General features: G+C 69.2%; 25 protein-coding genes. 14 read left to right on the forward strand and 11 right to left on the reverse strand.

What is annotated here, in order from left to right:
- Nucleotides 1-25: 25 nt before the first annotated feature.
- Complete coding sequence (gene guaA / locus LG334_RS04975) at nucleotides 26-1,579, reverse strand: glutamine-hydrolyzing GMP synthase (protein WP_404383880.1); 1,554 nt, start codon at nucleotides 1,577-1,579, stop codon at nucleotides 26-28.
- A gap of 171 nt (nucleotides 1,580-1,750) precedes the next feature.
- On the opposite strand from guaA, the gene LG334_RS04980 reads away from it, so the two are divergent.
- From LG334_RS04980 to LG334_RS05005, 6 genes are all read left to right on the forward strand, one after another.
- Nucleotides 1,751-2,599, forward strand: coding sequence for a helix-turn-helix domain-containing protein (locus LG334_RS04980; protein WP_404383882.1), 849 nt, complete (start codon nucleotides 1,751-1,753; stop codon nucleotides 2,597-2,599).
- A gap of 136 nt (nucleotides 2,600-2,735) precedes the next feature.
- A complete protein-coding gene (locus LG334_RS04985; protein ID WP_404383884.1) occupies nucleotides 2,736-3,302 on the forward strand; it encodes a hypothetical protein in 567 nt (188 codons plus the stop codon).
- 7 nt (nucleotides 3,303-3,309) lie between these two features.
- Nucleotides 3,310-3,708, forward strand: a complete 399-nt coding sequence (locus LG334_RS04990) for a DUF2000 domain-containing protein (protein WP_404383886.1) — start codon at nucleotides 3,310-3,312, stop codon at nucleotides 3,706-3,708.
- 12 nt (nucleotides 3,709-3,720) lie between these two features.
- Nucleotides 3,721-4,455 (forward strand): formylglycine-generating enzyme family protein, encoded by a 735-nt coding sequence (locus LG334_RS04995; RefSeq protein ID WP_404383888.1) that lies wholly within the window; start codon nucleotides 3,721-3,723, stop codon nucleotides 4,453-4,455.
- Nucleotides 4,456-4,457: 2 nt separating this feature from the next.
- Nucleotides 4,458-5,090: a molybdopterin-dependent oxidoreductase gene (locus LG334_RS05000; protein ID WP_404383890.1), complete on the forward strand. Its 633-nt coding sequence runs from the start codon at nucleotides 4,458-4,460 to the stop codon at nucleotides 5,088-5,090.
- Between the two features lie 21 nt (nucleotides 5,091-5,111).
- On the forward strand, nucleotides 5,112-5,726 hold the full coding sequence (locus LG334_RS05005; protein ID WP_404383892.1) for a LysE family translocator: 615 nt from the start codon (nucleotides 5,112-5,114) through the stop codon (nucleotides 5,724-5,726).
- 1 nt (nucleotide 5,727) lies between these two features.
- Here LG334_RS05005 and LG334_RS05010 read toward each other — a convergent pair whose 3' ends face one another.
- Nucleotides 5,728-7,077, reverse strand: a complete 1,350-nt coding sequence (locus tag LG334_RS05010) for an RsmB/NOP family class I SAM-dependent RNA methyltransferase (protein ID WP_404383893.1) — start codon at nucleotides 7,075-7,077, stop codon at nucleotides 5,728-5,730.
- Nucleotides 7,078-7,351: 274 nt separating this feature from the next.
- On the opposite strand from LG334_RS05010, the gene LG334_RS05015 reads away from it, so the two are divergent.
- Both LG334_RS05015 and LG334_RS05020 read left to right on the forward strand, forming a co-directional pair.
- A complete protein-coding gene (locus tag LG334_RS05015) occupies nucleotides 7,352-11,011 on the forward strand; it encodes an autotransporter domain-containing protein (protein ID WP_404383895.1) in 3,660 nt (1,219 codons plus the stop codon).
- Complete coding sequence (locus tag LG334_RS05020; RefSeq protein ID WP_404383897.1) at nucleotides 11,005-11,910, forward strand: alpha/beta hydrolase; 906 nt, start codon at nucleotides 11,005-11,007, stop codon at nucleotides 11,908-11,910. The genes LG334_RS05015 and LG334_RS05020 overlap by 7 nt, the downstream gene beginning before the upstream one ends.
- A 64-nt stretch (nucleotides 11,911-11,974) precedes the next feature.
- Here the strand turns inward: LG334_RS05020 and LG334_RS05025 are convergent, their stop codons facing one another.
- The 7 genes from LG334_RS05025 to LG334_RS05055 all read right to left on the reverse strand — a co-directional run bounded on the left by LG334_RS05025 (nucleotide 11,975) and on the right by LG334_RS05055 (nucleotide 19,644).
- Nucleotides 11,975-13,762, reverse strand: a complete 1,788-nt coding sequence (locus LG334_RS05025; protein WP_404383899.1) for a thiamine pyrophosphate-requiring protein — start codon at nucleotides 13,760-13,762, stop codon at nucleotides 11,975-11,977.
- Nucleotides 13,763-13,893: 131 nt separating this feature from the next.
- Nucleotides 13,894-14,091: a cytochrome C oxidase subunit IV family protein gene (locus LG334_RS05030; RefSeq protein ID WP_404383901.1), complete on the reverse strand. Its 198-nt coding sequence runs from the start codon at nucleotides 14,089-14,091 to the stop codon at nucleotides 13,894-13,896.
- Entirely contained in the window at nucleotides 14,079-14,306 is a 228-nt protein-coding gene (locus LG334_RS05035; RefSeq protein ID WP_404383903.1) for a hypothetical protein, read from the reverse strand. Before LG334_RS05035 ends, LG334_RS05030 begins: the two co-directional genes overlap by 13 nt.
- A 64-nt stretch (nucleotides 14,307-14,370) precedes the next feature.
- Nucleotides 14,371-15,189, reverse strand: coding sequence for an SCO family protein (locus LG334_RS05040; protein ID WP_404383905.1), 819 nt, complete (start codon nucleotides 15,187-15,189; stop codon nucleotides 14,371-14,373).
- A 40-nt stretch (nucleotides 15,190-15,229) separates the two neighbouring features.
- Nucleotides 15,230-15,415 (reverse strand): hypothetical protein, encoded by a 186-nt coding sequence (locus tag LG334_RS05045; protein ID WP_404383907.1) that lies wholly within the window; start codon nucleotides 15,413-15,415, stop codon nucleotides 15,230-15,232.
- Nucleotides 15,416-15,484: 69 nt separating this feature from the next.
- Nucleotides 15,485-18,502, reverse strand: coding sequence for an FAD-binding and (Fe-S)-binding domain-containing protein (locus LG334_RS05050; protein WP_404383909.1), 3,018 nt, complete (start codon nucleotides 18,500-18,502; stop codon nucleotides 15,485-15,487).
- A 23-nt stretch (nucleotides 18,503-18,525) separates the two neighbouring features.
- A complete protein-coding gene (locus LG334_RS05055; RefSeq protein ID WP_404383911.1) occupies nucleotides 18,526-19,644 on the reverse strand; it encodes an enolase C-terminal domain-like protein in 1,119 nt (372 codons plus the stop codon).
- A gap of 278 nt (nucleotides 19,645-19,922) precedes the next feature.
- Here LG334_RS05055 and LG334_RS05060 point away from each other — a divergent pair, with 278 nt between their 5' ends.
- The 4 genes from LG334_RS05060 (at nucleotide 19,923) to LG334_RS05075 (ending at nucleotide 23,504) form a co-directional block, all read left to right on the forward strand.
- On the forward strand, nucleotides 19,923-21,800 hold the full coding sequence (locus tag LG334_RS05060) for a glycoside hydrolase family 15 protein (RefSeq protein ID WP_404383913.1): 1,878 nt from the start codon (nucleotides 19,923-19,925) through the stop codon (nucleotides 21,798-21,800).
- The gene (locus LG334_RS05065) at nucleotides 21,797-22,297 is read left to right on the forward strand and encodes a hypothetical protein (protein ID WP_404383915.1); all 501 of its coding nucleotides are present in this window, start codon (nucleotides 21,797-21,799) and stop codon (nucleotides 22,295-22,297) included. The genes LG334_RS05060 and LG334_RS05065 overlap by 4 nt, the downstream gene beginning before the upstream one ends.
- A 119-nt stretch (nucleotides 22,298-22,416) precedes the next feature.
- Nucleotides 22,417-22,662, forward strand: coding sequence for a hypothetical protein (locus LG334_RS05070; RefSeq protein ID WP_404383917.1), 246 nt, complete (start codon nucleotides 22,417-22,419; stop codon nucleotides 22,660-22,662).
- A 152-nt stretch (nucleotides 22,663-22,814) separates the two neighbouring features.
- Nucleotides 22,815-23,504: a DsbA family protein gene (locus tag LG334_RS05075; RefSeq protein ID WP_404383919.1), complete on the forward strand. Its 690-nt coding sequence runs from the start codon at nucleotides 22,815-22,817 to the stop codon at nucleotides 23,502-23,504.
- Here LG334_RS05075 and LG334_RS05080 read toward each other — a convergent pair.
- Both LG334_RS05080 and LG334_RS05085 read right to left on the reverse strand, forming a co-directional pair.
- Nucleotides 23,501-24,058: a dienelactone hydrolase family protein gene (locus tag LG334_RS05080; protein ID WP_404383921.1), complete on the reverse strand. Its 558-nt coding sequence runs from the start codon at nucleotides 24,056-24,058 to the stop codon at nucleotides 23,501-23,503. The genes LG334_RS05075 and LG334_RS05080 overlap by 4 nt on opposite strands.
- 488 nt (nucleotides 24,059-24,546) lie before the next feature.
- Nucleotides 24,547-25,197, reverse strand: coding sequence for a hypothetical protein (locus LG334_RS05085; RefSeq protein ID WP_404383923.1), 651 nt, complete (start codon nucleotides 25,195-25,197; stop codon nucleotides 24,547-24,549).
- A 223-nt stretch (nucleotides 25,198-25,420) separates the two neighbouring features.
- Between LG334_RS05085 and LG334_RS05090 the strand changes: the two genes are divergently transcribed.
- Together LG334_RS05090 and LG334_RS05095 are read left to right on the forward strand one after the other, a co-directional pair.
- Nucleotides 25,421-25,801, forward strand: a complete 381-nt coding sequence (locus LG334_RS05090; protein ID WP_404383925.1) for an ArsR/SmtB family transcription factor — start codon at nucleotides 25,421-25,423, stop codon at nucleotides 25,799-25,801.
- Nucleotides 25,802-25,909: 108 nt separating this feature from the next.
- Nucleotides 25,910-26,542 carry an NTP transferase domain-containing protein gene (locus LG334_RS05095; RefSeq protein ID WP_404383927.1) on the forward strand — a complete coding sequence of 211 codons (633 nt, stop codon included), beginning with the start codon at nucleotides 25,910-25,912 and terminating at the stop codon, nucleotides 26,540-26,542.
- Nucleotides 26,543-26,633: the final 91 nt, after the last annotated feature.

The raw sequence follows: 26,633 nt of genomic DNA on the forward strand, positions 1-26,633 counted from the left end.
CTCCGCCGTCGGCCGGGGAGGAGGATCACTCCCACTCGATGGTCCCCGGCGGCTTGCTGGTCACGTCGTAGACCACCCGGTTGACGCCGCGCACCTCATTGATGATGCGGTTGGCGGTGCGGCCCAGGAAGGCGTGGTCGAAGGGGTAGTAGTCGGCTGTCATGCCGTCCGTCGACGTCACCGCGCGCAGGGCCAGAACGTGGTCGTAGGTGCGGCTGTCGCCCATCACGCCCACCGTCTTCACCGGCAGCAGCACCGCGAAGGCCTGCCAGATGGCGTCGTAGAGGCCGGCGTTGCGGATTTCCTCCAGGTAGATGGCGTCGGCCTTGCGCAGAACGTCGCACTTCTCGCGCGTGATCTCCTGGCCGGGGATGCGGATCGCCAGGCCCGGGCCGGGGAAGGGGTGGCGGCCGACCATTTCATGCGGCAGGCCAAGCTCCGCCCCCAGAACACGCACCTCGTCCTTGAACAGCTCGCGCAGGGGCTCCACCAGCTTCATGTTCATGCGCTCGGGCAGGCCGCCGACGTTGTGGTGGCTCTTGATGGTGACCGAGGGGCCGCCGTGGAAGCTCACACTCTCGATCACGTCCGGGTACAGCGTGCCCTGGGCCAGGAAGTCCGCGCCGCCGATCTTCTTGGCCTCTTCCTCGAACACGTCGATGAAGGTGGCGCCGATGATCTTGCGCTTTTCCTCCGGGTCCGTCTTGCCGGCCAGCTTGCCCAGGAACAGGTCCGAGGCGTCGCGGTGCACCAGGTTGATGTTGAAGCGGTCACGGAAGACCTTCACCACCTGGTCGGCCTCGCCGGCGCGCAGCAGGCCGTGGTCGACGAAGACGCACACCAGCTGGTCGCCGATGGCCTCGTGCAGCAGTGCGGCGACGACCGACGAATCGACGCCGCCCGACAGGCCGCAGATCACCTTGCCGTCGCCGACCTGGGCGCGGACTTTCTCGATCTCCTGCTCCTTGAAGGCCGCCATGGTCCAGTCGCCGGAACAGCCGCAGACGCGCTTGGTGAACGCCTCGATCAACTGGTGGCCGTGCGGGGTGTGCACGACTTCCGGGTGGAACTGCACACCGTAGAAGTGGCGGCTTTCATCGGCGATGAAGGCGAACGGCGCGTTGGGCGAGGTGGCGTAGACCTCGAAGCCCTCGGGCAGGGCGGCGACGCGGTCGCCGTGGCTCATCCACACCTGTTCCTTGGCACCCACCTGCCACACGCCTTCGAACAGGGCGCTGTCCTTCTGGATGTCGAGGAAGGCGCGGCCGAATTCCTGCATGTCGCTGGTTTCCACCCGACCGCCCAACTGCGCGACCATGGTCTGCTGGCCGTAGCAGATGCCCAGGATCGGCAGGCCCATGTCGAACAGTTCCTGCGGCGCGCGCGGACTGATGTCCAGCGTCACCGAGGCCGGCCCGCCCGAGAGGATCACGCCCTTGGGATCGAAGGCGCGGATGGTCTCCTCCGTCACCTTGTTGAAGGGCTGGATCTCGCAGTACACGCCGCTCTCGCGCACGCGGCGCGCGATGAGCTGGGTGACCTGGGAGCCGAAATCGATGATGAGAATGCGATCGGTCATGACGGCGGATGTCCGGCAGGCAAGGGGGAGAAAACGCGGGGCGGAGTTGGCGCGGACGATAGCCCAAAGGGCCGGCGGGCTCCACCGTTTTTGCGGATGCGCCGCCGGGGCTGGCGCGGGCCGCGAAAGGGGGCTAGCATCCAGTCCTCAGCAACGGGCGGGGCGGGAGAGATGGCGCGCCGGCGCAACGGCAACCGGCTTCACGCGGTGGCGGGGCTGCCGGGGGTGGAGCTTCTGGAGGCGGACTTCAGCGGTCAACCCTTCGGCCGCCACGCCCACGACGCCTTCGCCATCGGCGCCATTGATGACGGCGTCGGCGGCTACGATTGCCGGGGCGCCCGCCACGCGCTGCCCCGCCACACGCTCTCGCTTATGAACCCCGAGGAGCCGCATACCGGCTACGCCGTCAGCGAGCGGCTGCGCTACAAGATGCTCTACGTGACGGAAGGCGCCCTGCGCCGCTGGCTGGACGTCAAAGCCGTCCGGGGCTTCCGGGAGTTGACGCCGGCGGACGACGGTCGCGCCGTTTCGGCCGGGCTCGCGCGCGTCCACGGCACCCTGACCGGCCCGAAGGCGCCGGGATGGCGCCTGGCGCTGGAGGAGGAGGTGCTCGGGCTGATATCGGAGGTCTTCTCCCGCCACGCCGGCCTGCGCGAACGCCGGGCCGGGCGGGAGAAGGAGGCCGTGCGGCGGACGCGGGAATACATCACTCAGGTGGCGCATGAGGCGCGAAAGGACGGCCCGGCCGCCGACGGTGGGCTCTCGTTGGCCGTGCTGGCGGGCCGGGTCGGCTTCCACTCCAACTATCTTCTGCAATGCTTCACGGAACAGGTCGGCATCTCGCCGTATGCTTTCTGGCTCGTGCGGCGGATAGAGGCGGCGAAGGGGCTGCTGGCGGAGGGGGCGCGGCCGGTGGACGTGGCATATCAGCTAGGCTTCTACGACCACGCGCACTTTATCCGCACTTTCAAGAAAGTGACGGGGGTCACCCCCGGCGGCTTCGTGGTTCACGGGCGGTGAAGCGCGGCATTCCCGACGGCTGCGGGGCGCTTTTCTGACAACCTTAATATCGTGCAATACGGGTTGCGCAACTTCACATAGATTGTCGCCTCGACGGGATTTCGTTCCCAGGGATTAATATGTCGCAGGGGGCACGATGGGGTTCGCTGTAAAATCCAGTCCGGAGTTCGTCTACAGGAAGAACAGCATCCGGCTTCTGGCGACGCTTGGGCCCGAAGGTACGAGCAGCGAAAACACGGCCAAATACGTCAGCCAGATCGAGCGCTCGGACATCCGGCTCTTCCCGACCTATGAGGAAGCGGCGCGCTTCGTGACCGACAGCAGCCATGCGGCGCTTCTGGTGGCGAACGCCTACCAGCGGATCAACGAGTTCTATATTTCCGACCGGTTTTCGCCGCTGTCGGCCTTCTTTTACGACACGCCTCCGTATGCGCTGGCGTCGCGGGATGGCGTGGCGCTCGAGGTCGATCGTCCCCGCATCGCCACCCATCAGGCGCCCAGCCATCTGGTCCGCCAGCTTCTTGCGACCGAGCGGTTCGACCTGGTCTATGCCGATTCCACAAGCGCGGCGGCGGCCATGGCGGCGTCCGGCGAGGTCGACGCGTGTCTGACGACACAGAAGGCGCAGGACCGGCACGGCCTGATCCGGATCAGCGACCAGGTCGTCATACCCATGCTGTGGACGCTTTTCGTCAAGAAGTGAGGACCTTATGAGCAAATGCATCGTAGTCGTCGACCAGGACCTGCCGGTCGGGTTGAAGGCGAACATTTCGGCTGTCCTGTGCATGAGCCTGGGCAAGGGCGTGCCCGATCTGGTGGGGCCGCCGGTCCGCACGGGCGATGACGTTGAGTTCCCCGGCATCACCACCGTCCCCGTCCCCATCCTTCAGGCGCCGGGGGGCGACCTCAAGACGCTGTATGAAAAGACCGCGGGAGAGGCGTTCGTCGTCGCCTTCACCGACGCGGCCATGGAAACGAAGGACTATGACTCCTACACCCGCCGCATGAGCGAGAAGACGGTGGGCGACTTGGTCGTGTACGGGCTGCTCATCCACGGGGCCAAGAAGATGGTGAACAAGCTCAGCGGCAGCCTGGCACTGCTTAAGTAGGGAGGGACGCGCGTGATCCAGGTCGACGCATGCCGGTTCCGGATGGGCAGCAACGAGTACAAGAACGAGCAGCCGGTTCGGATCGTGAGCCTGGCGGCGTTCTCGGTTGATCCGTATCCGGTCACCAACGAACGGTTCGCCACCTTCATCGCAGCCGGCGGCTACGATACCCGCGACTACTGGACCGAGGTCGGCTGGTCCTTCATCAAGGGCAACGACATCCGCCGGCCCCTGTACTTCGACACGCCCGAGTTCGGCCAACCCCGCCAGCCGGTGACGGGCGTGTCGTGGTGGGAGGCGATGGCCTTCGCCGCCTTCGAGGACAAAACGCTGCCGACCGAGGCGCAATGGGAATATATCGCCGGCCGGGGCGAGGACCGCTACCCGTGGGGTGATGCGGAACCCACGGCCGAGCTGGCGAACTTCGCGCCCGGGTGCGAGCCCGCCGAGTTGGACCGGCGCAGCACGCCGGTCGACGCCTTCCCCAAGGCGGTGTCCCGCGTCGGATGCTGGGACGTGGCCGGCAATGTCGGTGAATGGTGCATCGACAACGCCTCGCGCAGCTATGCCTGGGACTTCTACGGCTTCAACCCCGTCTTTCTGACGGCGGAGACCGATCCGCATGTCGTGCGCGGCGGGTCTGGACTGCATGACGAGGACTGCCTGCGGTGCGCCAGCCGGGACTACTACAGACCGGAACTGCGCGACAACATCGTCGGATTCCGCTGCGTCAGGAACGAGATCTAGGCATGGGAAAGGTCACACCCTTCATCGAGAAGAAACCGTCGTCCCTGCGCTATTACCAGGAGGGCGTTCCCGAGGTCGACCTTGGCGCTTGGCGCCTGCGGGTGACCGGCCTTGTCGAGACCGAGGTCGCCTTGTCGATGGACGACTTGCGCGCCCTTCCGTCAATCTACCAGCACCGCCGCAACGTCTGCGTCTGCCTGTGGACCATCAAGCGCCACTGGGAGGGGCTCTTGCTGAAGGACGTGCTGGCGCTGGCTGGCGTCGACTGGACGGACCCCACTCTTTACATGAGGCAGCTCAGCCACGGCACGGCCAGGGGCGGCTATGACTCGACGGTGAATTTGCAATCGGCAGTTGAACGCGGGGCGATGCTTGCCTATGATGTAGATGGAGGTCCGTTGCCGGCCGAACAGGGGTTCCCGTTGCGGTTCCTGGACTTTGGCTTGTACCTCTACAAGTGCGTGAAAGCCGTGTCCGTGCTGGAGATCACAAGGACGAACGCCCTGGGCCACTGGGAGGAGTACGCGGGGTACGACCTCGACGGCACCATCCAGCCCAAGCGGTATTACGCCGTTGATCTCCAAAGGAAATTCTATTTTGACGGCTACGGAGAGGTGGCCGATTCCGATGTCTGAACGCCAGGGGAGGGCGCGCGGGTGAATAGCTACGTCGGTACGCTGATGGCCATGGCGGCCTTCGCGCTCGCCACATCGGCTTCTCCGGGGCCGGTGAACATCATCTCGGCCATGACCGGCGCGCGCTTCGGCGTCCTCCGCAGCTTCCGGTACGTCCTGGGCGCGACGGTGGCCTTCGTGGCGATCCTGCTGCTGATGGGCGCGGGGCTCGGCACGGTCATCGTTGAGAACGAGGCCGTGGCGAAGGGGCTGGCGGTGGCCGGAGCCGCCTACATTCTTTACCTGGCCTGGAAGGTGGCGCGGGCCGATCATGTGGCGCTGGACGACGGCGGGCGCGCCACCCTGCCGCCGGGTTTTCTCAACGGCGCGGTGGCGCAGGCGTCCAATCCCAAGGCATGGATCGTGTCGTTGTCGGCGGTTTCGGTCTATGTGGCCGGGGCTCCCGACTATGCCGCGACGCTCGCGGTGTTCGGCGCAGTGTTCTTCGTGGTCTGCCTTGGGTCCTTGTGGGGCTGGGCGGCGGTTGGCCGATGGCTGTCGGCGCTGTCGGGCAGCGTGGCCGTCTTCAACCGGGTGATGGCGGCCTTGCTGGCCCTGTCGGTCCTCTGGTTCATGGCGACCTTCGTGTTCGGTTAGGTCAGCCCTCGCCCCGTTCCAGCACCGCCGTGAAGAACCCGTCGGTGCCGTGGCGCGCGGGTGTCAGGCGCAGCGCGGTGGCGTAGGTGTTCATGGGGCAGTCGGTGCCGACGGCGGCGTCCCATACCTCGCAGACGGGCAGGACGCGCCAGCCCTCGGCGTCTTCCCAGCGCTCCAGGAAGGCTTCCACCTGATCGGCGTTTTCCTCCGGCAGCAGGGAGCACGTGGCGTAGACCAGCCGGCCGCCCGGCTTCACCAGCCGCCGCGCGCTGTCGAGGATGCTGGCCTGGCGCTTCGTCAGGTCGTCGAGTTGCTCGGGCGACAGCCGCCAGCGGGCGTCGGGGTTGCGGCGCCAGGTGCCGGTGCCGGTGCACGGCGCGTCCACCAGCACGCGATCGAAGCCCTTGGCGTGGCGCTTGACCCACTTGTCGGATTCGCTGGCCAGCACCCGGCGGGTGACGTTGTGCGCGCCCGCCCGCTTCAGCCGCACCGCCGACCGCTCCAGCCGGCCTTCGGAGACGTCGCAGGCGATCAGCCGGCCCTTGTTGTCCATGCCGGCCGCCAGGCCCAGGGTCTTGCCGCCGGCGCCGGCGCAGAAGTCCACCACCGCCATGCCGGGGCGGGCGTCGGTCAGGAGCGCGATGAGCTGCGAGCCCTCGTCCTGCACCTCCACCAGACCGTCCTTGAAGGCCTGCGTGGTGGGCAGGTTCACGCGGCCGGCGGGCAGGCGCAGGCCGAGCGGGGAAAGGTCGGTGGCCGAGGCCTCCACCCCGTCGGCGGCCAGCGCCGCCAGGGCGGCGGCGCGGTCCTGCGCCTTCAGGGTGTTCACCCGCAGGTCCACCGGCGCCTCCGGCAGCATGGCGGCCAGCTCGGCGTCGGTGTCGGCGCCGAACAGGGCCTCGAAGCGCGGATAGATCCAGTCGGGCACCTCGAACCGCACGGCCGGCGGCATGTCGCGGTGCGTCGCCGAGCGGCCCTGGAGCAGGTCGGCCACGGCGGCCTCTGCCGCGCGCATGCGGTCGGGCGCGTGGGTCTGGCCCGAGAACAGGCGGTCGACGGCATCCACCTTCAGGTGGTCGGTGATGAGCAGGTCGGCGATCACCCGCAGGCGCGGCGAGACGGTCATGCCCTCGCGCCCCGCACCCTGGGCGGCCCAGTGGCACCACCAGGTCAGCCGCGCCCAGCGCCGCAGCACGCCCCACACGCGGTCGGCGATGGCGCGCCGGTCCTTGGAGCCGATGAAGCGGCGCGACCGGAAGAAGGCGGAGGCCGTGCCGTCCGCCGGACGGGAGACGGATTCGATCTCGCCAAGAAGGTCGATGGCGGCCTGGAGTCGGGCTGCGTCATGCATGGGAAACGATGCTCTCGGATGCGGTGCGGCCGCGAGATATAGCGCGATGCCGGCCAAGGTGAAAGCCGCCCGTGCGGCAAAGGGTGTCGGCCCGGGTCGGGATCAACACAAGAGGGAAAGTCGGGTTGAACTCTCCATGATCTAGATAAACCATAGGGCGTCTGCGGTGAAGATATCATGAACAAATGTGTGGGTTTATAACCAACGGCATATTCCTGGGTCTCGTGAGGTTTAGTATTCCGGGTCTAGTGCATTCTGTCTTTGGGGGGAGTCAATGGTGAGTTTGCGTGCCCGGTCCCTGGGTTCCGTGTCGGTGATCGCGCTGGCGGTCGGTGTCTCCATGGCCGCGCACCCGGCGCCTGCGGCCGCCGCCTGCAGCGTGAACGGCAACAACGACGTAACCTGCACGACGGGCACCCAGGATGTCGCCTTGACGTCCGGCCAAGCCCTCATGCTGGGGCAGGATGTCAGCCTTACCGCCGCCACGAACGGCGTCACCGGCACGGACGCGGCGGATCACGGCGAGGCGGTCGTGCTTCTGGGGTCCGGGATACCCGACGACAGCATCTACGCGGGCGAGCCCACCTATGCCGGCCTGCTGTCCAACGCCCAGGCCGGCGCCACCGGCAACCGCGCCAGCCTGAACGGCCCGGTCAGCCTGGGCGGCGGCAGCGACAAGATGGCGAACTTCGGCGCCATCGCCGGTGCCGTGGACATGGGCGCGGGCAACGACGAGGTCTTCCTCGGCAAGGGCTCGACCCTGACCGGCGGCCTGTCCGTGGGCGACGGCAACGACTTCGTCTACGCCGCGGGCACCGTGGACACCGTCAACCTGGGCAACGGCAGCGAAAACTGGCTGGTGGTCGGTGGCGAGGTGAGCGGCCTGACCGACGCGCTGGCGCAGGATATCCCGAACATCGGCAAGATGAACGACGACGCGCCGACGATGGCGCCGGTGCTGCTGGGCCTGACCGCGACGCCGACCGCCACCGGCCACGTCACCGGCGGCGTCACGGGCGGCAACGACCGCGACGAGGTCTACAACCTGGGCACCATCGACGGCGGCGTGAACCTGGGCGCGGGCGACGGCTTCGTCTACAACGCCGGCGCCCTGAACGGCACCGTGGACCTCAGCCAGGCGGGGAACTCCAACCACATCGCCGCAGAGGTGCTGAACTTCGGCACCATCACGGGCGACGTGCGGATGGCCGGCGGCCAATCAATCTTCTTCAACCTGGCCGGCGTGCCGAACCTGCTTGAGGGCATCTCTGCCGACGAGGTGCCGATGGACCAGGACCCGCTGGTCGACGTCATGCTGCTGAGCGAGCCGGCGGGCACGCTTTCGGGCACGCTCGACGGCTCGATCATCAGCGGCACCGGCCAGTTCGAGGTCTTCAACCTGGGCACCGTGAACGGCGTGGTCGACGGCCGCGTGGGCACCAATGGGATGCTGCTGGTCAACCGCGGCATCATCGACGCATCGGGCGCCGGCAACGTCGCCGTCCTGGGCCAGAGCAACGCCATCGCGACCCAGTGGCACACCCCCGAGGACGAGGTCATCAACGTCGGCACCATCACCGGCGACGTGCAACTGGGCGACCAGGACAACATCTTCGTCAACGGACAGCGCACCGCCACCTTCCGCGACGCCTATATCGCAGTGGTCGGCAGCGACGGCAGCGAAGGCGACGACACGGCCATCCGCAGCATGTTCAACACCGCCCAGGACATCAGCAAGGGCGGCGTCCTGAACGGCAGCTACGCGGGCGGCACCGGCGAGGACATCGTCGCCAACTTCGGCCGCATCACCGGCACGGTCGGCACGGGTACGGGCAACGATCTGGTGGCCAACGCCGGCGAGATCGGCGGGGCCGTCGACCTGGGCGCCGGCGACGACGAGTTCGTGCACGGCTACGGGTCCCTGGTGCACAGCGCCGACGGCAACACCGGCCATGACACCCTGACAGTCGCCGGCCCCGGCGGCACCATCGACCTCGGCCTGTTCACCAACTTCGAGGTCTACAACGTGGGCGCCGGGTGGGAGACCGCCAAGGTGGACTTCTCCGGCGCCACCGACGCCCGCACCGTCGACCTGTCGAGCACCGTCACCGGCGGCGTGACCATGGGCGCCGGCGACGACATCGTCGGCCTGAAGGATGGCGCCAGCGTCGGCGGGCCCATCGACGGCGGCGCCGGCAACAACACCCTGAACCTGCAGGGCGGCGGCGAATTCAGCAACGACATCCAGAACTTCGCCACCCTGAAGCTGGAGGACCCGGCGCCGCAGCCGTCCAAGCGCTGGAAGCTCAACGGCAACGTCACCGTCGGCAAGGCCGAGGTCAACGCCGGCGGCCTGGCGGTCAACGGGACCATGACCACCACCGGCGGCGTCAGCGTCGGCGGCAACGGCATCCTGGGCGGGTCGGGCACCATCGTCGGCGACGTCACCGATAACGGCCGCCTGGCGCCGGGCAACTCCATCGGCACCATCACGAACACCGGCAACTACACCAAGTCCGGCATCTACGAGGTGGAGATCGACCCCAACGGCACGTCGGACAAGCTGAGCGTCACCGGCACGCTGACCATCGATCCGGCGGCCACCGTCTTCGTCACCGCCGAGACGCCCACCGGCGCCACCACCAAGAAGACCTGGACGGCCGCCGACTTCCAGGACACCACCACCTACACCATCGCCCAGGCGGGCGCGGTCAATGGCACCTTCGCCTCGGTGACCGACGACTTCCTGTTCCTGAATCCGGCGCTGTCGTACAACGGCACGACCGTCACGCTGACCATGGAGAAGGTGTCCGACATCCGGTCGGTGGTGCCGGGCCTCGCCTCCGACCGCGCCAATGCGGTCAACGAGCTGCTGCAGTCCGGCGTCGCGCCGGGCTTCCTGGAGGCGCGCAGCGGTGACGAAAAGACCTGGAACGGCGAAAGCGCCGCCATCGCCGTCTCCGCCTCGGGCCAGGCCACCGGCCAGTTCACCGGCGCCATGGGGGGCGCGTCCGCGTCGGGCCGTGCGGCGGGAGCCGGCGCGGGCGTGAACACCGGTGACATCATGGCCGCCGAGGACGGCGGCATCTTCCGCAGCGGCAGCCTCTGGCTCGCCGGCCTGGGAAGCTGGGGCGACGTCGACGGCGACGCTTCGGCCGCCGGCTACGGCTCGCGCACCTGGGGCCTGAGCGCCGGCGCCGACACCCCGGTCACCGACGATCTGCTGGTCGGCGTCGCCCTCGGCTACGCCGGGACCAACGTCGACAGCGACCTCGCCGGCACGGAAACGGACGTCGACAGCTACCAGTTGGGCGTCTACGGCACATGGACGCAGGGTCCGTGGTACGTCAACGGCACGGTGTTCTACGGCCGCCACGCCTATGACTCCAAGCGGCTGGTGGTCTCCGGCGCCAATGCCCAGACGGCCTCCGCCGACTACAATGCCAACGAATACGGCGCCGGCGCGGAAGTGGGCCGCACCTTCGCCGCCAGCGGGCTGGAGTTGCAGCCCTACGCCGGCCTCGACGTCTCGCTGCTCGACCGCGAGAGCTTCACCGAAAGCGGCCTGACCGGCGCGCTGGCCGGTGCGAACCTGGCCTTCGACAGCGAAACCTACACCACCGGCCGCGCCAGTGCCGGCCTGCGCGTCGCCTATCCCTACACCAGCCAGGGCGGCTGGCGCGTGGTGCCCACCGCCGAGGTCGGCGTGGCCCATCGCTTCGGCGACACCGACGGCAGCGCCACGGCCCGCTTCACCGGCGGCACCACCGACTTCACCGTGTCGGGCCCTGACGTGAACAACACCGTCGGCGTCCTGGGTCTCGGCCTGTCGACCAACTCCGACGGCATGGGCCTGTTCGTGGACTACGGCGGAGAGTTCAACGCCGAGCAGACCCAGCACACCGTCAACGGCGGCATCGTCTTCCGGTGGTAAACCGGCGGGCACGGGGGAAATCCCAACGGCGGCGGCTTCCGGCCGCCGCCGTTGCCGTTTGTGCCGCACTGTCCGTCGCCGCCTGTGCCGGCGGAGGTCCGCCGCCGCCCGATCCGGCCGCGCGGCTGGAGGCGGCGCGCCGCCTCGCGGCCGCCGCCGGCCTGGCGGAAGAGGTGATCCCGGCGGGTCGGTTTTCGCTGACCGCCTTCCATCGCCTGACGCGGCCCGGCGCACCGGTGCGGGTCTATGTGGAGGGGGACGGCCTGGCGTGGCTGAGCCGCCGGCGCCTGTCCGGCGATCCCTCGCCGGTCGATCCGGTCGCCCTGCGGCTGGCGGCGGCGGACCCCGCGGCCAACGTCGCCTACCTGGCCCGGCCCTGCCAGTTCGGCGGCGTGGCGCGGGACACGGCTTGCCGGGGCGACCGCCGCTACTGGTCGTCCCACCGCCATGGCGCGGATGTCGTGGCGGCGGTGGATGCGGCGGTCGACGCGCTGGTCCGTCGGACCCGCGGCGCCGGCGTGGAGCTGGCCGGGTTTTCGGGAGGCGGCGCCGTCGCCGTTCTGGTCGCGGGCCGGCGCGATGACGTGGCGGCGCTGCGGACCGTGGCGGGGGCCCTCGACAACGCCATGATCGCCCGCCTGCACAACGTCACGCCGCTGCGGGGCTCGCTCGACCCGGCGGACAGTGCCGCGGCGGTGGCGGCGGTGCCGCAGCTACACGTCTCGGGCGCGGCGGATGCGATCGTCCCGCCGGTGGTGGCGGAGGCCTTCATCGCGCACCAGGGGGCGGCGGCCTGCGCCGCGCGGCGGGTGGTTCCGGGCGCGGCGCACACCTCGGGGTGGGCGGCGTCCTGGCCGGACCTGCTGACCGTCCCGCTGCCGTGTGCCGGGGCGGATTAGCGGGCGCATGAAAAAGCCCCGCCGGCGGGTAGGCCGGCGGGGCTGTTTTCGCAAGGTGCCCGGATCAGCGTTTCCCGGGGAAGATGTCCACGACCATGTCCTTGACGGTCTGGCGCAGCATCTTGCCCTGTTCGGGGTCGCCGGCCAGCAGGGTCGACATGAAGGCCTTGGCGTTCTTCGGGCGGATGTGCGGCGGCAGGGGCGGCACGTTGGGGTCGGTCTTGACGTTCAGCACCACCGGCCGGTCCGCCGACAGCGCCTCGTCCCAGGCCGGGCCGATGCGCTCGGGATCGTCGACGAAGATGCCCTTCAGGCCCATGAGTTCGGCGAACTTGTCATAGGGCAGGTCGGGGATCTTCTGCGTGGTGTCGAACTTGGGGTCGCCGTCCTGGGCGCGCATCTCCCACGTCACCTGGTTCAGGTCCTCGTTGTTGAGCACCATGACCACCAGCCGCGGGTCCTTCCAGGTCTTCCAGCACTGCGCGATGGTAATCAGGCCGTTGATGCCGTTCATCTGCATGGCGCCGTCGCCGACACAGGCGATGACGGTGCGCTCGGGGTAGGCGTATTTGGCGGCAACGGCGTAGGGCACGCCCGGCCCCATGGTCGCGAGGCCGCCGGACAGCGAGCCCATCATGCCGTCGCGGAACACCAGGTCGCGGGCATACCAGTTGGCCGCCGAGCCCGAATCCGCGGTGACGATGCAGTTGTCGGGCAGGCGGGGCGACAGCTCCCAGAACACGCGCTGCGGGTTGACGGGCTCGGCGCTGTTCATGGCGCGCTCTTCCAGCACCTTGCGCCAGCGCGAAATGCTGTCCTCAATATTTTCACGCCACTTGCGGTCGGTCTTCTGGTGGATGAGCGGCAGAAGCTCTTGAAGGGTCGCCTTGGCGTCGCCGTGCAGGTTGACGTCCATGGGGTAGCGGATGGACAGCATGGAGGCATCGGCGTCGATCTGCACCGCCTTGGCCTGGCCTTCCTCGGGCAGCCATTCGGAATAGGGGAAGCTGGAGCCGATCATCAGGAGCGTGTCGCAGTCCTTCATCAGGTCGTAGCTGGGGCGCGTGCCCAGAAGCCCGATGGAGCCCGTGACGAAGGGCAGGTCGTCGGGGATGGCGGTGCGGCCGAGCAGCGCCTTGGCGACGCCGGCGCCCAGCTTCTCGGCGATCTCGATCACCTCTTCCTTGGCGAACTGCGCGCCCTGGCCGATGAGGATGCCGACCTTCCTGCCCTCGTTCAGGATGTCGGCGGCGGCCTGCAGGTCGGCCTTTTCCGGCACCATGCGCGGCGCGCGATAACCGATGCCCGAGTGCACGGTGCCGTGGGCGTGCGGCGGCACGGGCACGGCGTCCATCTCCTGCACGTCCTTGGGCATGATGATGGTGCAGACGGTGCGCTCGGACTTGGCGATGCGGAAGGCGCGGTCGATGACGTGGCGGACCTGCGCGGGGCTGTTGACCTGCTGGACGTACTTGGACACGTCCTTGAACAGGTTGATGAGGTCGACTTCCTGCTGATAGTGCCCGCCCATGGCGGCGCGCGCCTGCTGGCCGACGATGGCGACGACCGGCGTGTGGTCCAGCCGGGCGTCATACATGCCGTTGAGCAGGTGAATGGCGCCGGGGCCGCTGGTCGCCAGGCACACGCCGGTTTCGCCGGTGAACTTGGCGTGGCCGCAGGCCATGAAGGCGGACATTTCCTCGTGGCGCGACTTCACGAAGCTGAACTTTTCCTCCTGCTTGTCCAGCGCGCCGACGAGCGCGTTGATGCCGTCGCCGGGGTAGCCGAAAATGCGCGTCACGCCCCAGTCGCTGACACGTTTCCAGAAATAGTCGCTGACTGTCTCGGCCATGTTTTCCACCCGTTCGTCTGGTCGTTGCGGATCTCCGGGCGCACTGCTGCGTCCGGTCTCTGCGGGTGAAACGGTTGCCGGCGCGGGCAGGGTTGCCGGTACGCCGCGGTCTTTTCGGCGAGGAGTTGCCCTCATTGACCCCGGAACAGGACATCGACCAGCGTCAGGTAGAACATCAGCGCCAGGAACGGAAGCGACGCCAGCGCGGTGACGCGGGTCAGCGGCTGGCTTTCGTTCAGGTGCATGAAGATCCAGGCAATCCGGCCGGTCTTCAGCGCCGCGAAGCCCAGAGTGGAGATCACGCTCAAGGTCGGGCTCAGCGGCAGCATGGCGGCGCCGTAGGTGGCGGCCCCCGCTCGACCAGGGTTTCCGGCGGCACGCGGATGCGCGAATGCCCGTTGCCGCAGAACTCGGCGCACAGGATGTGATGGCGCCCGGTTTCCTCGGCCTGGAACCACATCTCGGTGTAGCGGTCGGGCAGGGCGCCGCGCTTGATGCGAAGGGCCGGCAGGAACAGGCTGTGGATGACGTCGGTGCTGATCATGCGCAGCTTCACGGGTTCGCCGCGCGGCCCGTGCAGGGTGTCGATCTCGCGGCGGCGGGCTGGCTCATGGCCGCCCCTTGGCGCGGTTGCGCCGCTCCCGCCACAGGGCAAGGCCGATGAAGCCGAACAGCACCGACAGGGTGACGCCGGCGGCGGCCTTCATGGAGACGTCGATGATGGGGCCGTATTTCCCGGTGGTCGGGTCGTACTGGTAGCAGAGCATGAGCAGGAAGTCCGACAGGTCGCCGACCGCGCCCTTTCCGGCCTCGACGATGGCGAGCCGCAGGTCGGTGGGCTCCACCGAAATGGCGTTGATCCAGCGCGAGACGCGGCCGTCGGGTGTGAGCACGGCGAAGGCGTTGGCGTGGCTGTACTGCTGGATGTCCTCGTCCCAGGCGTAGCGGTAGCCCAGGGCGCGCGTCACCGCCTCGATGCTCTGGGGCGGGCCGGACAGAAACCGCGCCTGTTCCAGGCCGGGATAGTCGAAGCGCCGTTCCTTGAGGCCGGCCAGGGCCTCGCGCGCCTGGGCCGGGCCCTCGCGCGGGTCGAAGCTGAAAAACACCACGCGGTAGTCGGTTCCAGGCTCCAGCGCCGTCAGCAGGGCGAGGCTCTGCACCAGGCTGGCGGTGGAGACGGTGCAGATGTTGGGGCAGTCGTAATAGACCGGCGCCAGCACCACCGGCACGTCGCCGGTCACCACCTCGGCCAGGTCCACGGGCCTGCCGGTGCGGTCGGTGAAGCCGGCGCCGCCCGGCACGCGGGCGTCCTCCGGCGTGTCCACGGCGACCGAGCCGAAGGGGTCGAAGGGCACGCCGGCCGCGGCCGGCAGGGGTGGCGCGGCGGTGGCGCCGATCAGCGCGAGAAGGGCGAGCAGCAGCTTCATTCCTCGGGGTCCCCCATATCCTCGGGCGTGTCGCGGCTGATCATGGTAACCTGTGGCACGTATGGCGGTCGGTGAGGCGTTCGGGATGGACGTCGCGGGCCTCCAGCAGTGCCTGGCGCTCGGCCTCGGACCGGCCGGTGCGCGGCAGCCAGTCGAAGGCGGTGACAGCGCCCTCGAACCGCGGGTTGGGCGCCGGATCGCGGTGGCAGTCGAGGCACCAGCCCATGGTGTAGGCGTGGCTTTCGTACGCGCACCGCGGCAGCGCCGTCTTCCGCGTAATCCCGGAAACGTCCCTTCAGGAAGACGGGTTGCCGTTGCTGCGGCCCTCACGCAGTCCGTCGCGCAGGACCTCCGCCACCGTCGGATAAAGCCGACCCGTCGCCTGGCGCAGCTGTTCCCGGCAGGAGTAGCCGTCCACCACCAGGCGCGGCGCGCCATCGCCGTCGCGGTCGGCGCCGGCCTCGCGGATCATGGGCATCAGCTTGTCGTTGAGGATGGCCTGGGAGACGTCGTACTTGTCGTGCTCGAAGCCGAACGACCCGGCCATGCCGCAGCAGCCGCTGTCGAGCACCTCCACCTCAAGCCCGGTGGCCGACAGCGCCTGCTTCTCTCCGCCGGTCCCGAAAATGGCGCGGTGGTTGCAGTGCGGATGCACCAACGCCTTGCCCGACAGGCGCGGCGGGTTCCAGCCGTCGGCCTCGGCGACCTGCGTCAGGAAGTCGGGCAGCAGCCAAGTGGCCTTGGCCAGCCGCTCGGCGCGGGGGTCGCCCTCGAACAGGTTGCCCAGTTCGTCCTTGAAGGTCGCCAAGCAGGCGGGCTCCAGGCCGACCACGTAGGCGCCGTCGCGCACGGCCTCGTCCACCGTGTCCATGACGTCCTCCAGCGCCTTTCGCGCCTGGTCCAGGAAGCCGAAGTCATAGAGCGGCCGGCCGCAGCACACCTTGCGCTTGGGCAACTCCACGGCGAAACCCGCGTCCTCCAGCACCTCGGCGGCGGCCACCAGGGCCTCGGGCGTGAAGTGGTCGTTGAAGGTGTCGGCGAACAGCACCACGCGCTGGCGCGTCGAGCCCGAGGGGCGGCCGCCGGCGCCGTTGAAGCGTGCGCGGAAGGTTTTCTGGAAGCGCGGCAGCGCGCGCGCCTGGTGAACGCCGCCCACCCACTTCGCCACCGACCGCAGGCCCGGCGTTTGCGACAGGGCGTTGGCGAGCCAGGGCACGGACGCGGCCAGCTTCGCCCACTCCTGGATGCGGCCCATGGACCACGCCGCGCGCGGGCGGCGGTTCTTCTTGAAGTAGTGGTAGGCGAATTCCGCCTTGTAGGTCGCCATGTCCACGTCCACCGGGCACTCGCTCTTGCAGGCCTTGCAGGCGAGGCACAGGTCCAGCGAGTCCCAGACGGCCTCTTCCTGCCAGCCGTGGGTCAGCGGATCGCCCTGGAGCATTTCCTGCAGCATATGGGCACGGCCGCGGGTGGAATGCTTTTCCTCGCGCGTGGCGCGATAGGACGGGCACATGGTGCCCTCGCGCAGGTTGCGGCACTTGCCCACGCCCACACACCGCATGGCCGCGCGCATGAAGGAATGGTCGGAGTCCGGATAGCTGAACTGCGCGTCGATCTTTTCCGGCGGCGGCGGGTGGAAGCGGGGGCCAAGGCGCAGGTCCATGTCCAGCGGACGGGCGTCCACCACCTTGCCGGGGTTCATCTTGCCCTGTGGGTCCCATGCATGCTTGAAGGCGCGGAAGGCGTTGACCAGGTCGTCACCGTACATGATGGGCAGAAGCTCGCCGCGCGCCTGGCCGTCGCCGTGCTCGCCGGACAGCGACCCGTTGTGGCCGACGATCATGTGGGCCGCGTCCTCCATGAAGCGGCGGAACTTGGCCGCGTCCTCGGCATTTTGCAGGCCGAAATCGATGCGCGTGTGGATCAGTCCCTCGCCGAAGTGGCCGTAGACGCTGGCGTAGTAGCCGTACTTGTCGAACAGCTTGAACAGGTCGCGCAGGTAGTCGCCCAGGTCCTCGGGCGGGACGGCGCTGTCCTCCCACCCCGGCCAGGTGTCCCGCGCCGCGCCGGGCACGAAGGCGGTGGCGCCCAGGCCGGCCTCGCGCACCTTCCACAGGCGCTTCTGCTCGCCCGGGTCCTCGATGATCCTGCCGTCGGTGAAGGCATCCTGCTCCTTCAGCCAGGCGAACAGCTTGTCGGCGCCGCTGCGGGCCTCGTCCATCTCCTGCGCGCCGAAGGGAATGAGCAGCCACGCGCAGCCGTCGGGCAGAAGTTGCAGGTCTTCCACATGCAGGCATTTCAGGCGCATGAACTCGGTCAGGCGCTGGTCGATGCCCTCGCATCCCAGCGGGCCGAACCTGATGATCTCGGGCACCAGGTCGGCGGCCTGGCAGATGTCCTTGAAGCCGGCCGCCAGAACCACCCGCGCCGGCGGCTCGAAGCGCAGGTGCAGGTGGGCGCGCAGGACGGTGACGCAGGTGCTTTCGGTGCCGACCAGCGCACGGGCGACGTTGAAATTCTTCTCTGGAAGCAGTTCGTTCAGGTTGAAGCCGGACACGCGGCGCGGAATGTCGGGATAGACGTGGCGGATGCGCTCGGCGTTGACGTCGGCGATCTCCTTGATCTGGCGGTAGATCTCCGCCTTGCGCCCGCCCTCGGCCTGGATGCGGTCGTAGTCCTCGGCGCTGGTTTCGCCCACGGTCATGCGCAGGCCGTCGTAGGTCATGATCTCCAGCGCCTTCACGTTGTCCACCGTGCGCCCGTAGGCCAGCGAGTGGACCCCGCAGGAGTTGTTGCCGATCATGCCGCCCAGCGTGCAGCGCGAGTGCGTGGACGGGTCGGGGCCGAAGCGCAGATTCTTCGGGTTGACCACCTGCTGCAACTCGTCGAGCACGATGCCGGGCTCGACGATGGCGGTCTCGGCGTCCCAGTCGATGTCGACGATGCGGTTGCAGTACTTGGAGGCGTCGATGACCACGGCGGTGTTGCAGGTCTGCCCGGCCAGCGCGGTGCCGCCGCCCCGATGCACGATGGGCGCGCCGTGGCGGGCGCAGACGGTGACGGCGGCGGCGATGGCGTCGACCGACCTCGGCACCACCACGCCGATGGGCACCTGGCGGTAGTTGGACGCATCGGTGGCATAGAGCGCCCGGTCGCCGTTCGTGAAGCGCACCTCGCCGTCCACCTCGGCCTCAAGGTCGCGCTTCAGCGCGTCGACGTCCACCTCGGTGGCGCCACCGCGGGCATGACGGCCTTCCGGCACCGGGTCGGCGCCGGGCTCGTGGGACACGTTGGGGGGCGAGAACTGGGACACGGGCGTCTCCTCTGGCGGTCGGCTCACACGACGTAGCGGGCGGCGTCGGCATCCTTGAGCGCAAGCCCCAGGCCGGGGCGCGACGGATCGGGCGCCACCACGCCGTCGCGGGCGGTCAGGGCGCCGTCCAGCAGCGCCGCCTCCAGCCGCACATGGTCGTGGAAATACTCCAGGTTCACCGCACGGCCCGCGGCGCAGCACAAGGCGGCGTGCAGGCTGGGCGCGCAGTGGGCGGACAGCGGCATGTCATAGGCCTCGCACAGCGCATCGGCCATGAGGAAGCCGGTGACGCCGCCGCAGCGTGTCGCGTCGGCCTGCAGCACGTCGACGGCGCGGGCCTCCAGCAGGCGCCGCAAGTCGATGGGGCTCCAGCCGTATTCGCCGGCGGTGATGTCCAGGCCCGCCGGCCCGTGGTCGCGCAGCCAGGCCAGCGACGCGATGGCGTCCGACGACACCGGCTCCTCCAGCCACGTCACCCCCTCGGCGGCGAAAGCCTGGGCCAGTGCCAGGGCCTCCTTGCGGGAATAGGCGCCGTTGGCGTCGGTCATCAGCTCCACGTCGGGGCCGACGGCGTCGCGGGCGGCGCGGACGCGGGCGAGGTCTTCCTGCGGGCGGCGGCCGACCTTCAGCTTGACGGCGCGCAGCCCGTCCTCTACCCAGCCCGAAAGCTGTTTGCGAAGAGTGTCTTCGTCGTAGGAGGTGAACCCGCCCGAGCCGTAGGCCCGGATGGCCGGGCGGGCCTGGCCCAGAAGCGTCGACAGCGAGACGTCGAGAACCTTCGCCTTGGCGTCCCACACGGCGGCGTCGATGGCCGACAGCGCGCAGGCGCCGATCCCGGCCTGGCCGACGTTGCGCAGGCGCGCCCGCACCGCCGTCCATACGGCCTGCGGGTCGAGCACGCTGTGCCCCTTGACCGTCTCGGACAGGGTGTCGGAGATCAGCCGGGCGGCGGAGGCGTCGGCATAGGTGTAGCCGAAGCCGACCATTCCGCCGGCTTGCAGATGCACGGTCACCATGGTGGTGGCGGACCACTCCATGGTGCCGTCGCTCTCCGGCTGGTCCTGGGTCGGGAACGTGTAGGCGGCGGCCTGCAGGGCGGTGATCTCCGCCTCCACGCGCGGCGCGCCGGGGGATTGGGGCATGTATGGCCTCCCGTTCGGGGCTTAAGGTCTTTCAGCGGTGAACGGTGCTTGTGGAACACCCGTTGCCCGGTCCCGCCGTCAGAAGGAGCCGCGCGCCGCCTCTTTCCGGCGGCGGTGCAGACCAGCACGCCGAAGCCCGCAAGGGCGCATGGCCCCCGCTCTCCGCGCGCCGGGAAGCGGTTCCGGCAGCGCAACGGCGAGGCTGCCGCAAGGGATCGTGCATCACTGCGCCGTCGCCGCGCGTGAGTAGCGCAGGAGCGTCATACAGGGACCGATCCATGCCCGAGCCCAAGCCCGCCGCCGGCGACTGGCCGAACATCGACGACTACGCCATCATCGGCGACTGCCGGACCGCCGCCCTGGTCGACAAGCGTGGCGGGGTGGAGTGGATGTGCCTGCCCGCGATCTCCAGCCCCTCGGTCTTCGGCGCCATGCTCGACCGCGATGCCGGCGGCGTGTTCTTCGTGCGCCCGGTCGCGGTGGAGCGGGTGAAGCGGGATTACATGCCCGGCACCAACATCCTGACCACCACCTTCCACACCGCCGGCGGCGGCTGCATGCGGCTGACGGACTGCATGCCGCTCGTGCCCGACCCCCAGCGCCACCTGCAACTGGAGCCGACGCGCGAGCTTCTGCGCAAGGCCGAGGGCCTGGAGGGGCGGGTGGAGATGGAGGTGCTCTACCAGCCGCGCGCCGCCTACGGGCGGGTGGCCGCTCGGCTGAAGAAACGCGGCGGCCTGGGCTGGGCCTTCCAGCATGGCGCGCATCTCTACAACCTGCTCAGCGACGTGGCGCTGGAGCCCTCGGACGCCCGCGACCGGCTGACCGCCCGCTTCACGCTGGAGGCCGGGCAGGTGCGCTGGTTCTCCTTCACCTACGCCAACGAGATCGGCGTGGTCACGTCGCTCGGCCGGGCGGCGGAGAAGCGCATCGCGCAGACGGCGCGGTGGTGGCGCGAATGGTCGGTGCGCTGCCGCTACGACGGCCCGCACGAAACGCTGGTCAAGCGCAGCATGCTGACGCTCAAGCTTATGACCTACGCGCCGTCCGGGGCACTGATCGGCGCGCCCACCTGTTCCCTGCCCGAGACCATCGGCGGCAAGCGCAACTGGGACTACCGCTACTGCTGGCCGCGCGACGCGACGCTGACCCTGCGGGCGCTCATCAAGATGGGCTACGACGGCGAGGCGCGGTCGTTCATTGCCTGGCTGCTGCACTCGACCCGCCTGACGCGCCCGAACCTGCTGCCCGTGTATGACATCTACGGCCGCAAGGTGCCGTCGGAGAAGACGCTCGGCCATTTGTCGGGCTTCCGGGATTCGGCGCCGGTGCGCATCGGTAACGGGGCGCGCGACCAGTTGCAGCTCGACATCTACGGCGGCGTCATCCTGGCCGTCGCCGACTTCCTGCAGGGCGGAGGCGAACTGGCGAAGCAGGAGTGGTCGCTGATCCTGGGGTTCGCTGATGTCATCTGCGAGCACTGGCGCGAGCCCGACAACGGCATCTGGGAAATGCGCGGCGGGCGCAAGCACCACACCTATTCCAAGGTCATGTGCTGGGTGGGCCTCGACTGCCTGGTGCGCCTGTGCGAGCAGGACGGCCTGGACCTGGACGTCGGGCCCTATCGCCGCGAGCGCGACGCCATCCGCGCCGACGTCGAGGAGCACGGCTGGAACGAGGACGTGCAGTCCTACGTCGGCGTCTACGACAGCGACATCGCCGATGCCTCGCTGCTGCTCATGGGGCGGCTGGGCTACCATGATCCCAACCATCCCCGCATCACCGGCACGCTGCGCTACATCGAGGAGCGGTTGTCCGCAAACGGCTTCCTGCGCCGCTACAGATCCGGCGTGGACCACGATCCGTCGGAAGAGGGGGCCTTCGCCATGTGCAGCTTCTGGCACGTCGATCTGCTGGCATTGCGCGGCGAGGTGGACGCGGCCGCGCGCCTGTTCGACCACCTGCTGGGCGCGACCAACGACGTCGGGCTGATGGCCGAGGAGGTCGACCCCCGGACCGGCCGGCAACTGGGCAACTTCCCCCAGGCCTTCACCCACATCGGGCTGATCACCGCCGCCATGGAACTGGCCCGCGCCGAGCGGGAGAAGGCCGGCGAGTACGAACACCAGGAGCGCGAAGAGGAGGAAACCGCATGACCACCGGCCTGCCGCTGACCGTCGAGGTTCTGCTGTGGGGCCTGATCGCCACCGCGGCCATGACCACCATCATGCTGGCGGCGCAGGGGTTGGGTTGGTCGCGGCTGTCCATTCCGTTCCTGTTCGGCACCTTCTGGACGGCAGAGCGCCATGCCGCCTACTTCCTGGGCTTCATTCTGTTCGTGGCCGGCGGCTGGGGGTTCGCGCTGCTGTATTACGGGGTGTTCGTCAGCCTGGCGCGCACGTCGTGGTGGCTGGGCGCGGTGCTGGGCGGGCTGCACGGCGTGTTCCTGCTGGTCGCTTTCCTGCCGCTGCTGCCGCGGGTGCACCCGCGCATGGCCAGCGAGGACGACGGTCCGACTGTTTCACGACGATTGGAACCTCCCGGCTTCCTGGGGCTTAACTATGGGTGGGGCACGCCGCTGAGCACGCTCGCCGGGATGATCGTCTACGGCACCATCCTGGGCGCTTTCCTGCCCCTGCCGGGCGGCGGCTGAGCATCTGCCGGCCCCGGATGCGCCCCGGATGCGCCCCGTGGCGGATGATGCGGCTCTTGCCTTCGTGCCGCACCGCACCATATTGGAAACGAAGGCTCAACTTTCTGGAGAATGACCGCATGACCGCTCTGCTGGATCGTTGTGTCCTCGAGATCGACGGCCGTCCTGTCGGTGTTCTGATGCCCGAGGGCGACGACGTGATCTTCACCGCGACCGATCCGGAGGCCGACCTGCTGACCGGCACCCGCCATTCCAGCCCCAAGGAAGCGCTGAGCGTGGTGCGGGCCCATCTGGGCACCGCGCCCCCGGCGCCGCCGCTCCGCTCCGCCAGGAGCGGCGCGCTCCACGCCGGCACCGCCGCCTGATCGGCTGACGCAAGGGCCCTTCCCCGGAAGGGCCCTTGATCTTTCGGGGCAGGGCTCACGCGGACGTGAGGCCGCCGGGCGGCCGTTGATGGTTCGCGCGGGCGGTGCTGGCCGTTAGGCTGTGCGTATGCGCAGATCCTGATGGAGGTCCCATGACGCCCCGTGCCCGCCGCGCCGCCCTTGCCGCCACCTGCCTTCTGCTTGCGGCCGTCGTCCTGCCGCTGGGCTGGGCCTGGACGCTGGGCACCGAATCCGCCCGCGCCGCCGGCGTGATCGTGGACGAGCGCGACAAGCAGGTGTTGACGCCGCGCGCGCTCGCCAAGACCGGCACGGGCGTGGTCACCGGCAATCCGCAGGGCGACGTCACGCTGGTGGAATACTTCGACTACCAGTGCCCGGTCTGCCGCCGTGTGCATCCCGACGTGCGCGCCCTGGCGGCCGACGACGGCAACATCCGGGTCATCCACAAGCACTGGCCGATCTTCGGCGACGCCTCGGTGGCGGCGGCGAAGCTGGCCCTGGCGGCGCACTGGCAGGGGCCGGAGGTCTATGACGCCGTCCACCACGCCCTGATGACGCTTTCGGGCCGCCTGACGGAGGACGGCGTTCGCGAGGCGGCGGCGGAGGCCGGGCTCGACCTGGACCGGGCCGACGCGGACCTGGTGGGGCGCGCCGACGACGTTGCGGCGCGGCTCCAGGGCGTGGCGAGCGAGGCGGCGCAGATGGGCCTGCGCGGCACGCCCGTGTTCCTGGTCGGCAGCTACTTCCTGCCCGGTGGCCCCGACCGCGAGGCGCTGGAGACGCTGGTGGAAGGCGTGCGCAAGGGCGAGGACCGGCTTTAGGGCAAGTCCGGGGGCCCGCCGTCGCGGCCGACCCACCGGCAAAGGCGCCGGGTCCAGTCGGCGGCCGCCCTGACATCCCAGCCGCCGGAGCGCGGGTTCATGAACCCGTGGTGCCACGGGGTCTGCGTGACGGTCACGTTCGGCAGGCGCGCGAGGGCCTCCGCCATGGCACCAATGTCGAAGTGGTCCTCGTGAGCGGGCAGCACCACCTCGACGGGACACAAAGGCGGCCGGTCGAGCGCATCGCGGATGCGCGAGCCGTAGAACAGAACCGCTCCGGCTGCCGGAGCCTGCGACAGGGCATGCCAGGCCGCCGCCGCACCGGCGCTGAAGCCGACGACGCGCGTTTTTGGCGTCAGTGCCCCTGCGATGCGGCGTCTGACGGCCTGCGGCGCGCCGTTGTCCAGGAAGAAGCGGTAGGCGGCCCCGTCATCCCGGAATCCGCAGTCCCGACCGTCGTGGGCGTCGATCACCACGGCCGCCTCACCCGCGACCGTGCCCGCCAGCCGCCGCAATTCCGGCGTCGCGCCGAAGACATCGGCGGCGAACAGCACCGGAGCGGGCGATACGTCCTTTCGAAAAGCGGGCGAAGGCATGGGGGCCGAAGGAAAACCGTTGGGGTGTGGATGACCGGACACGCCGCTGGTGTAACCCGCGCCGCCCCGCCCTCCAAACCCAAAAAAAACCCCCTGGGGCGAACCCAGGGGGCAAGTAGAACAGGGAGGCTTCACGTCTGGGAGACGTAGGATCCGAGGACCCTTGCATCGGGCACGCATGCCCGATCCGAGATGGCGGTGAAGGTCACCGCCGAAACTCTTGCCAGCGAGGCGTCGAAGCACCGTGCCGCCGACGAAGAGAGATATAGGCGATCCCATCGGTGGTGGGTACACTCAAAAAAGTAGGGCACATATGCGATGGCCGCATGGCTTGAAGCCTTGATGTCAAGCTTTGCTTATCCCTTGTGCACCGCATTCATGCAGGCCTTGCATGGCTTTCGCCGCGCCTGAATTTTGTGCACTGCGGCAGAGGCGTCTGCCGCTGCCTAGGGCCAGTCGGTCCGACGGTCCGACAAGGGCAGGTCGGACACCACCGTCCCGTCGACGCCGACCACCCGCACCGAGGCGTGCCCGGCTGCCGAGAGCACCCGACGGAACTCGGCACTGACCGGCACGCCGGCCGAATCGCGGGGGCCGACCATGCGGTAGATCTGGTCGGGCGTGCCCAGCAGCGTGATTGCCGCCGTCGCCGCGTGCGCCGCCACGGAGATGTAGCGCAGGTCCGCCGACGGCCCGCTGACCGCCACCACGTGCCGCAGCCGTGCCCGGTAGTGTTGCAGGCGCAAATAGGTGGTGGCGTGCGCCGGCGCGAAACGGCGCGCATCGAACGGCACGGCATGCTCGCCGACCAGCACCGTGGGCCCCTCGGTGCCCGCCTCGGCCTCCTGCACCATGCCCAGCGTTCCGGCTGCAAGGTCCAGCTCCGGCACGTCGGAGACGGCCGCCACGGGCGTGCCGGCCGGTGGCGGGAGTGTGCCGGTGTCCATCAGCGCGGCATTCACCTGATCGGCATCCAGGCCGGCGGGCACCACGATCATGTCCAGCCCCGGCAGCCAGACCGGCCGGCGGGCGAGGGCGAGTGCTTCTGACAGGGCGTCGTCAGTCGACACGATCTTGAGCGTCAACGGATCGGCCATGGGCGGGCAGCCTCCGGGTGGGTGGGGATCTCCGACCAGAATATGGGCGGCGCTAACCATATTGGCGACCCCATTAGACGAAGGAGGCGATGGATCGTTTCGACCTCCTGGTGAGTTTCCTGTGGACGACGGACCCTGCACGACATTTGAAGCGTTAACCGACGGTTCCAGACACGCCGCGAATTCAACGAATTCAACTTCGGCCCTTAATAATGGAAAAGACATGACGGTGCACACGACTTCCGATTCCATCCTCGATACCGACGCCGCCGCCGCCGTGCTGGCGGAACTGGGCAACGGCACGCGGCTGACCATTTTCCGCCTGCTGGTGCATGCGGGGCCCGAGGGGCTGGCCGTGGGCGATATCCAGGGCCGGCTCGGCATCCCGTGGTCGACGCTGTCGCACCATATTTCCCGCCTGGTGCGGGTGGGGCTGTTGGAGCAGGTGCGCGACGGGCGCACGCTTCTCTGCCGGCCGCGGCACGAAACGCTGAACGCCGTCATGGCGTGGCTGACGGAGGAATGCAATCTGCCGTACGTCGCCGAGGCACACGCCGGAAGCGCCGGCGCTTGGCGCGGCCAGGTCCCGCCGCCGGCCGAATAACCGGCGCAAAGGGTGATCGGGGCGGCGCGGGGATCTTCACGGCTTGCGTCCGCCGGCAGGAAAGCGACATGATCGGAGTCTTGCCGGACCGAGCCAGGAGACCCCGCCATGGCCGCATCCCTGCGCCCGCCCGCCCTGCGCGTGGCGGCGCTCATTCCCGCCGCCGGCGCCTCGTCGCGCATGGGCCGGGACAAGCTGGCCGCCCAGGTCGCCGGGCGGCCCATGCTGGCGCGGGTGGCGGATTGCCTGATGGGCGCGGGGCTCGACCCGCTGGTGGTGGTCTGCCGCGGCGCCGATGATCCGCGCCGCGCCATCCTCGACGGGCGCCCCGTCCTCTGGGCCGACAATCCCGCTTGGGCCGAGGGCATGGGCACCTCAATCGCTGCCGGAGTCGCGGCCCTGCCCGAGGGGCTGGACGGCGTGGCCGTGTGCCCCGGCGACATGCCGCTGCTGGCGGCATCGGACGTCATGACGGTCTTGGCGGCCTTCGACGGACAGCGCATCACGGCGGCGCGGCACGAGGGGCGGCGCGGCCACCCCGTCATCTTTCCCGCCCGCCTGTTCCCGCAACTGCTGGCGCTCACTGGCGACGCCGGGGCGCGTGCGGTGGTGGGGGCGGAGCGCGACCGCCTTGCCCTGGTCGATGCTGGTCCCGGCTGTCTGGTGGACGTGGACACTCCGGCCGACCTGGCCGCAGTGTCCGATCCCCCGCCGCCACCGTCACCGCCGCCGGCCACCTGAGGCCCGAAAGCCCTAATCAGGCACTCGGGCTTTGCGGCGGCCCGCCTCGCGTTATATAGTGTCAGACATAACGCTAATAATCCAAAATCAG

The sequence above is a fragment of the Caenispirillum salinarum genome, from assembly GCF_044803115.1.
Taxonomy (GTDB): domain Bacteria; phylum Pseudomonadota; class Alphaproteobacteria; order Rhodospirillales; family Rhodospirillaceae; genus Caenispirillum; species Caenispirillum salinarum_A.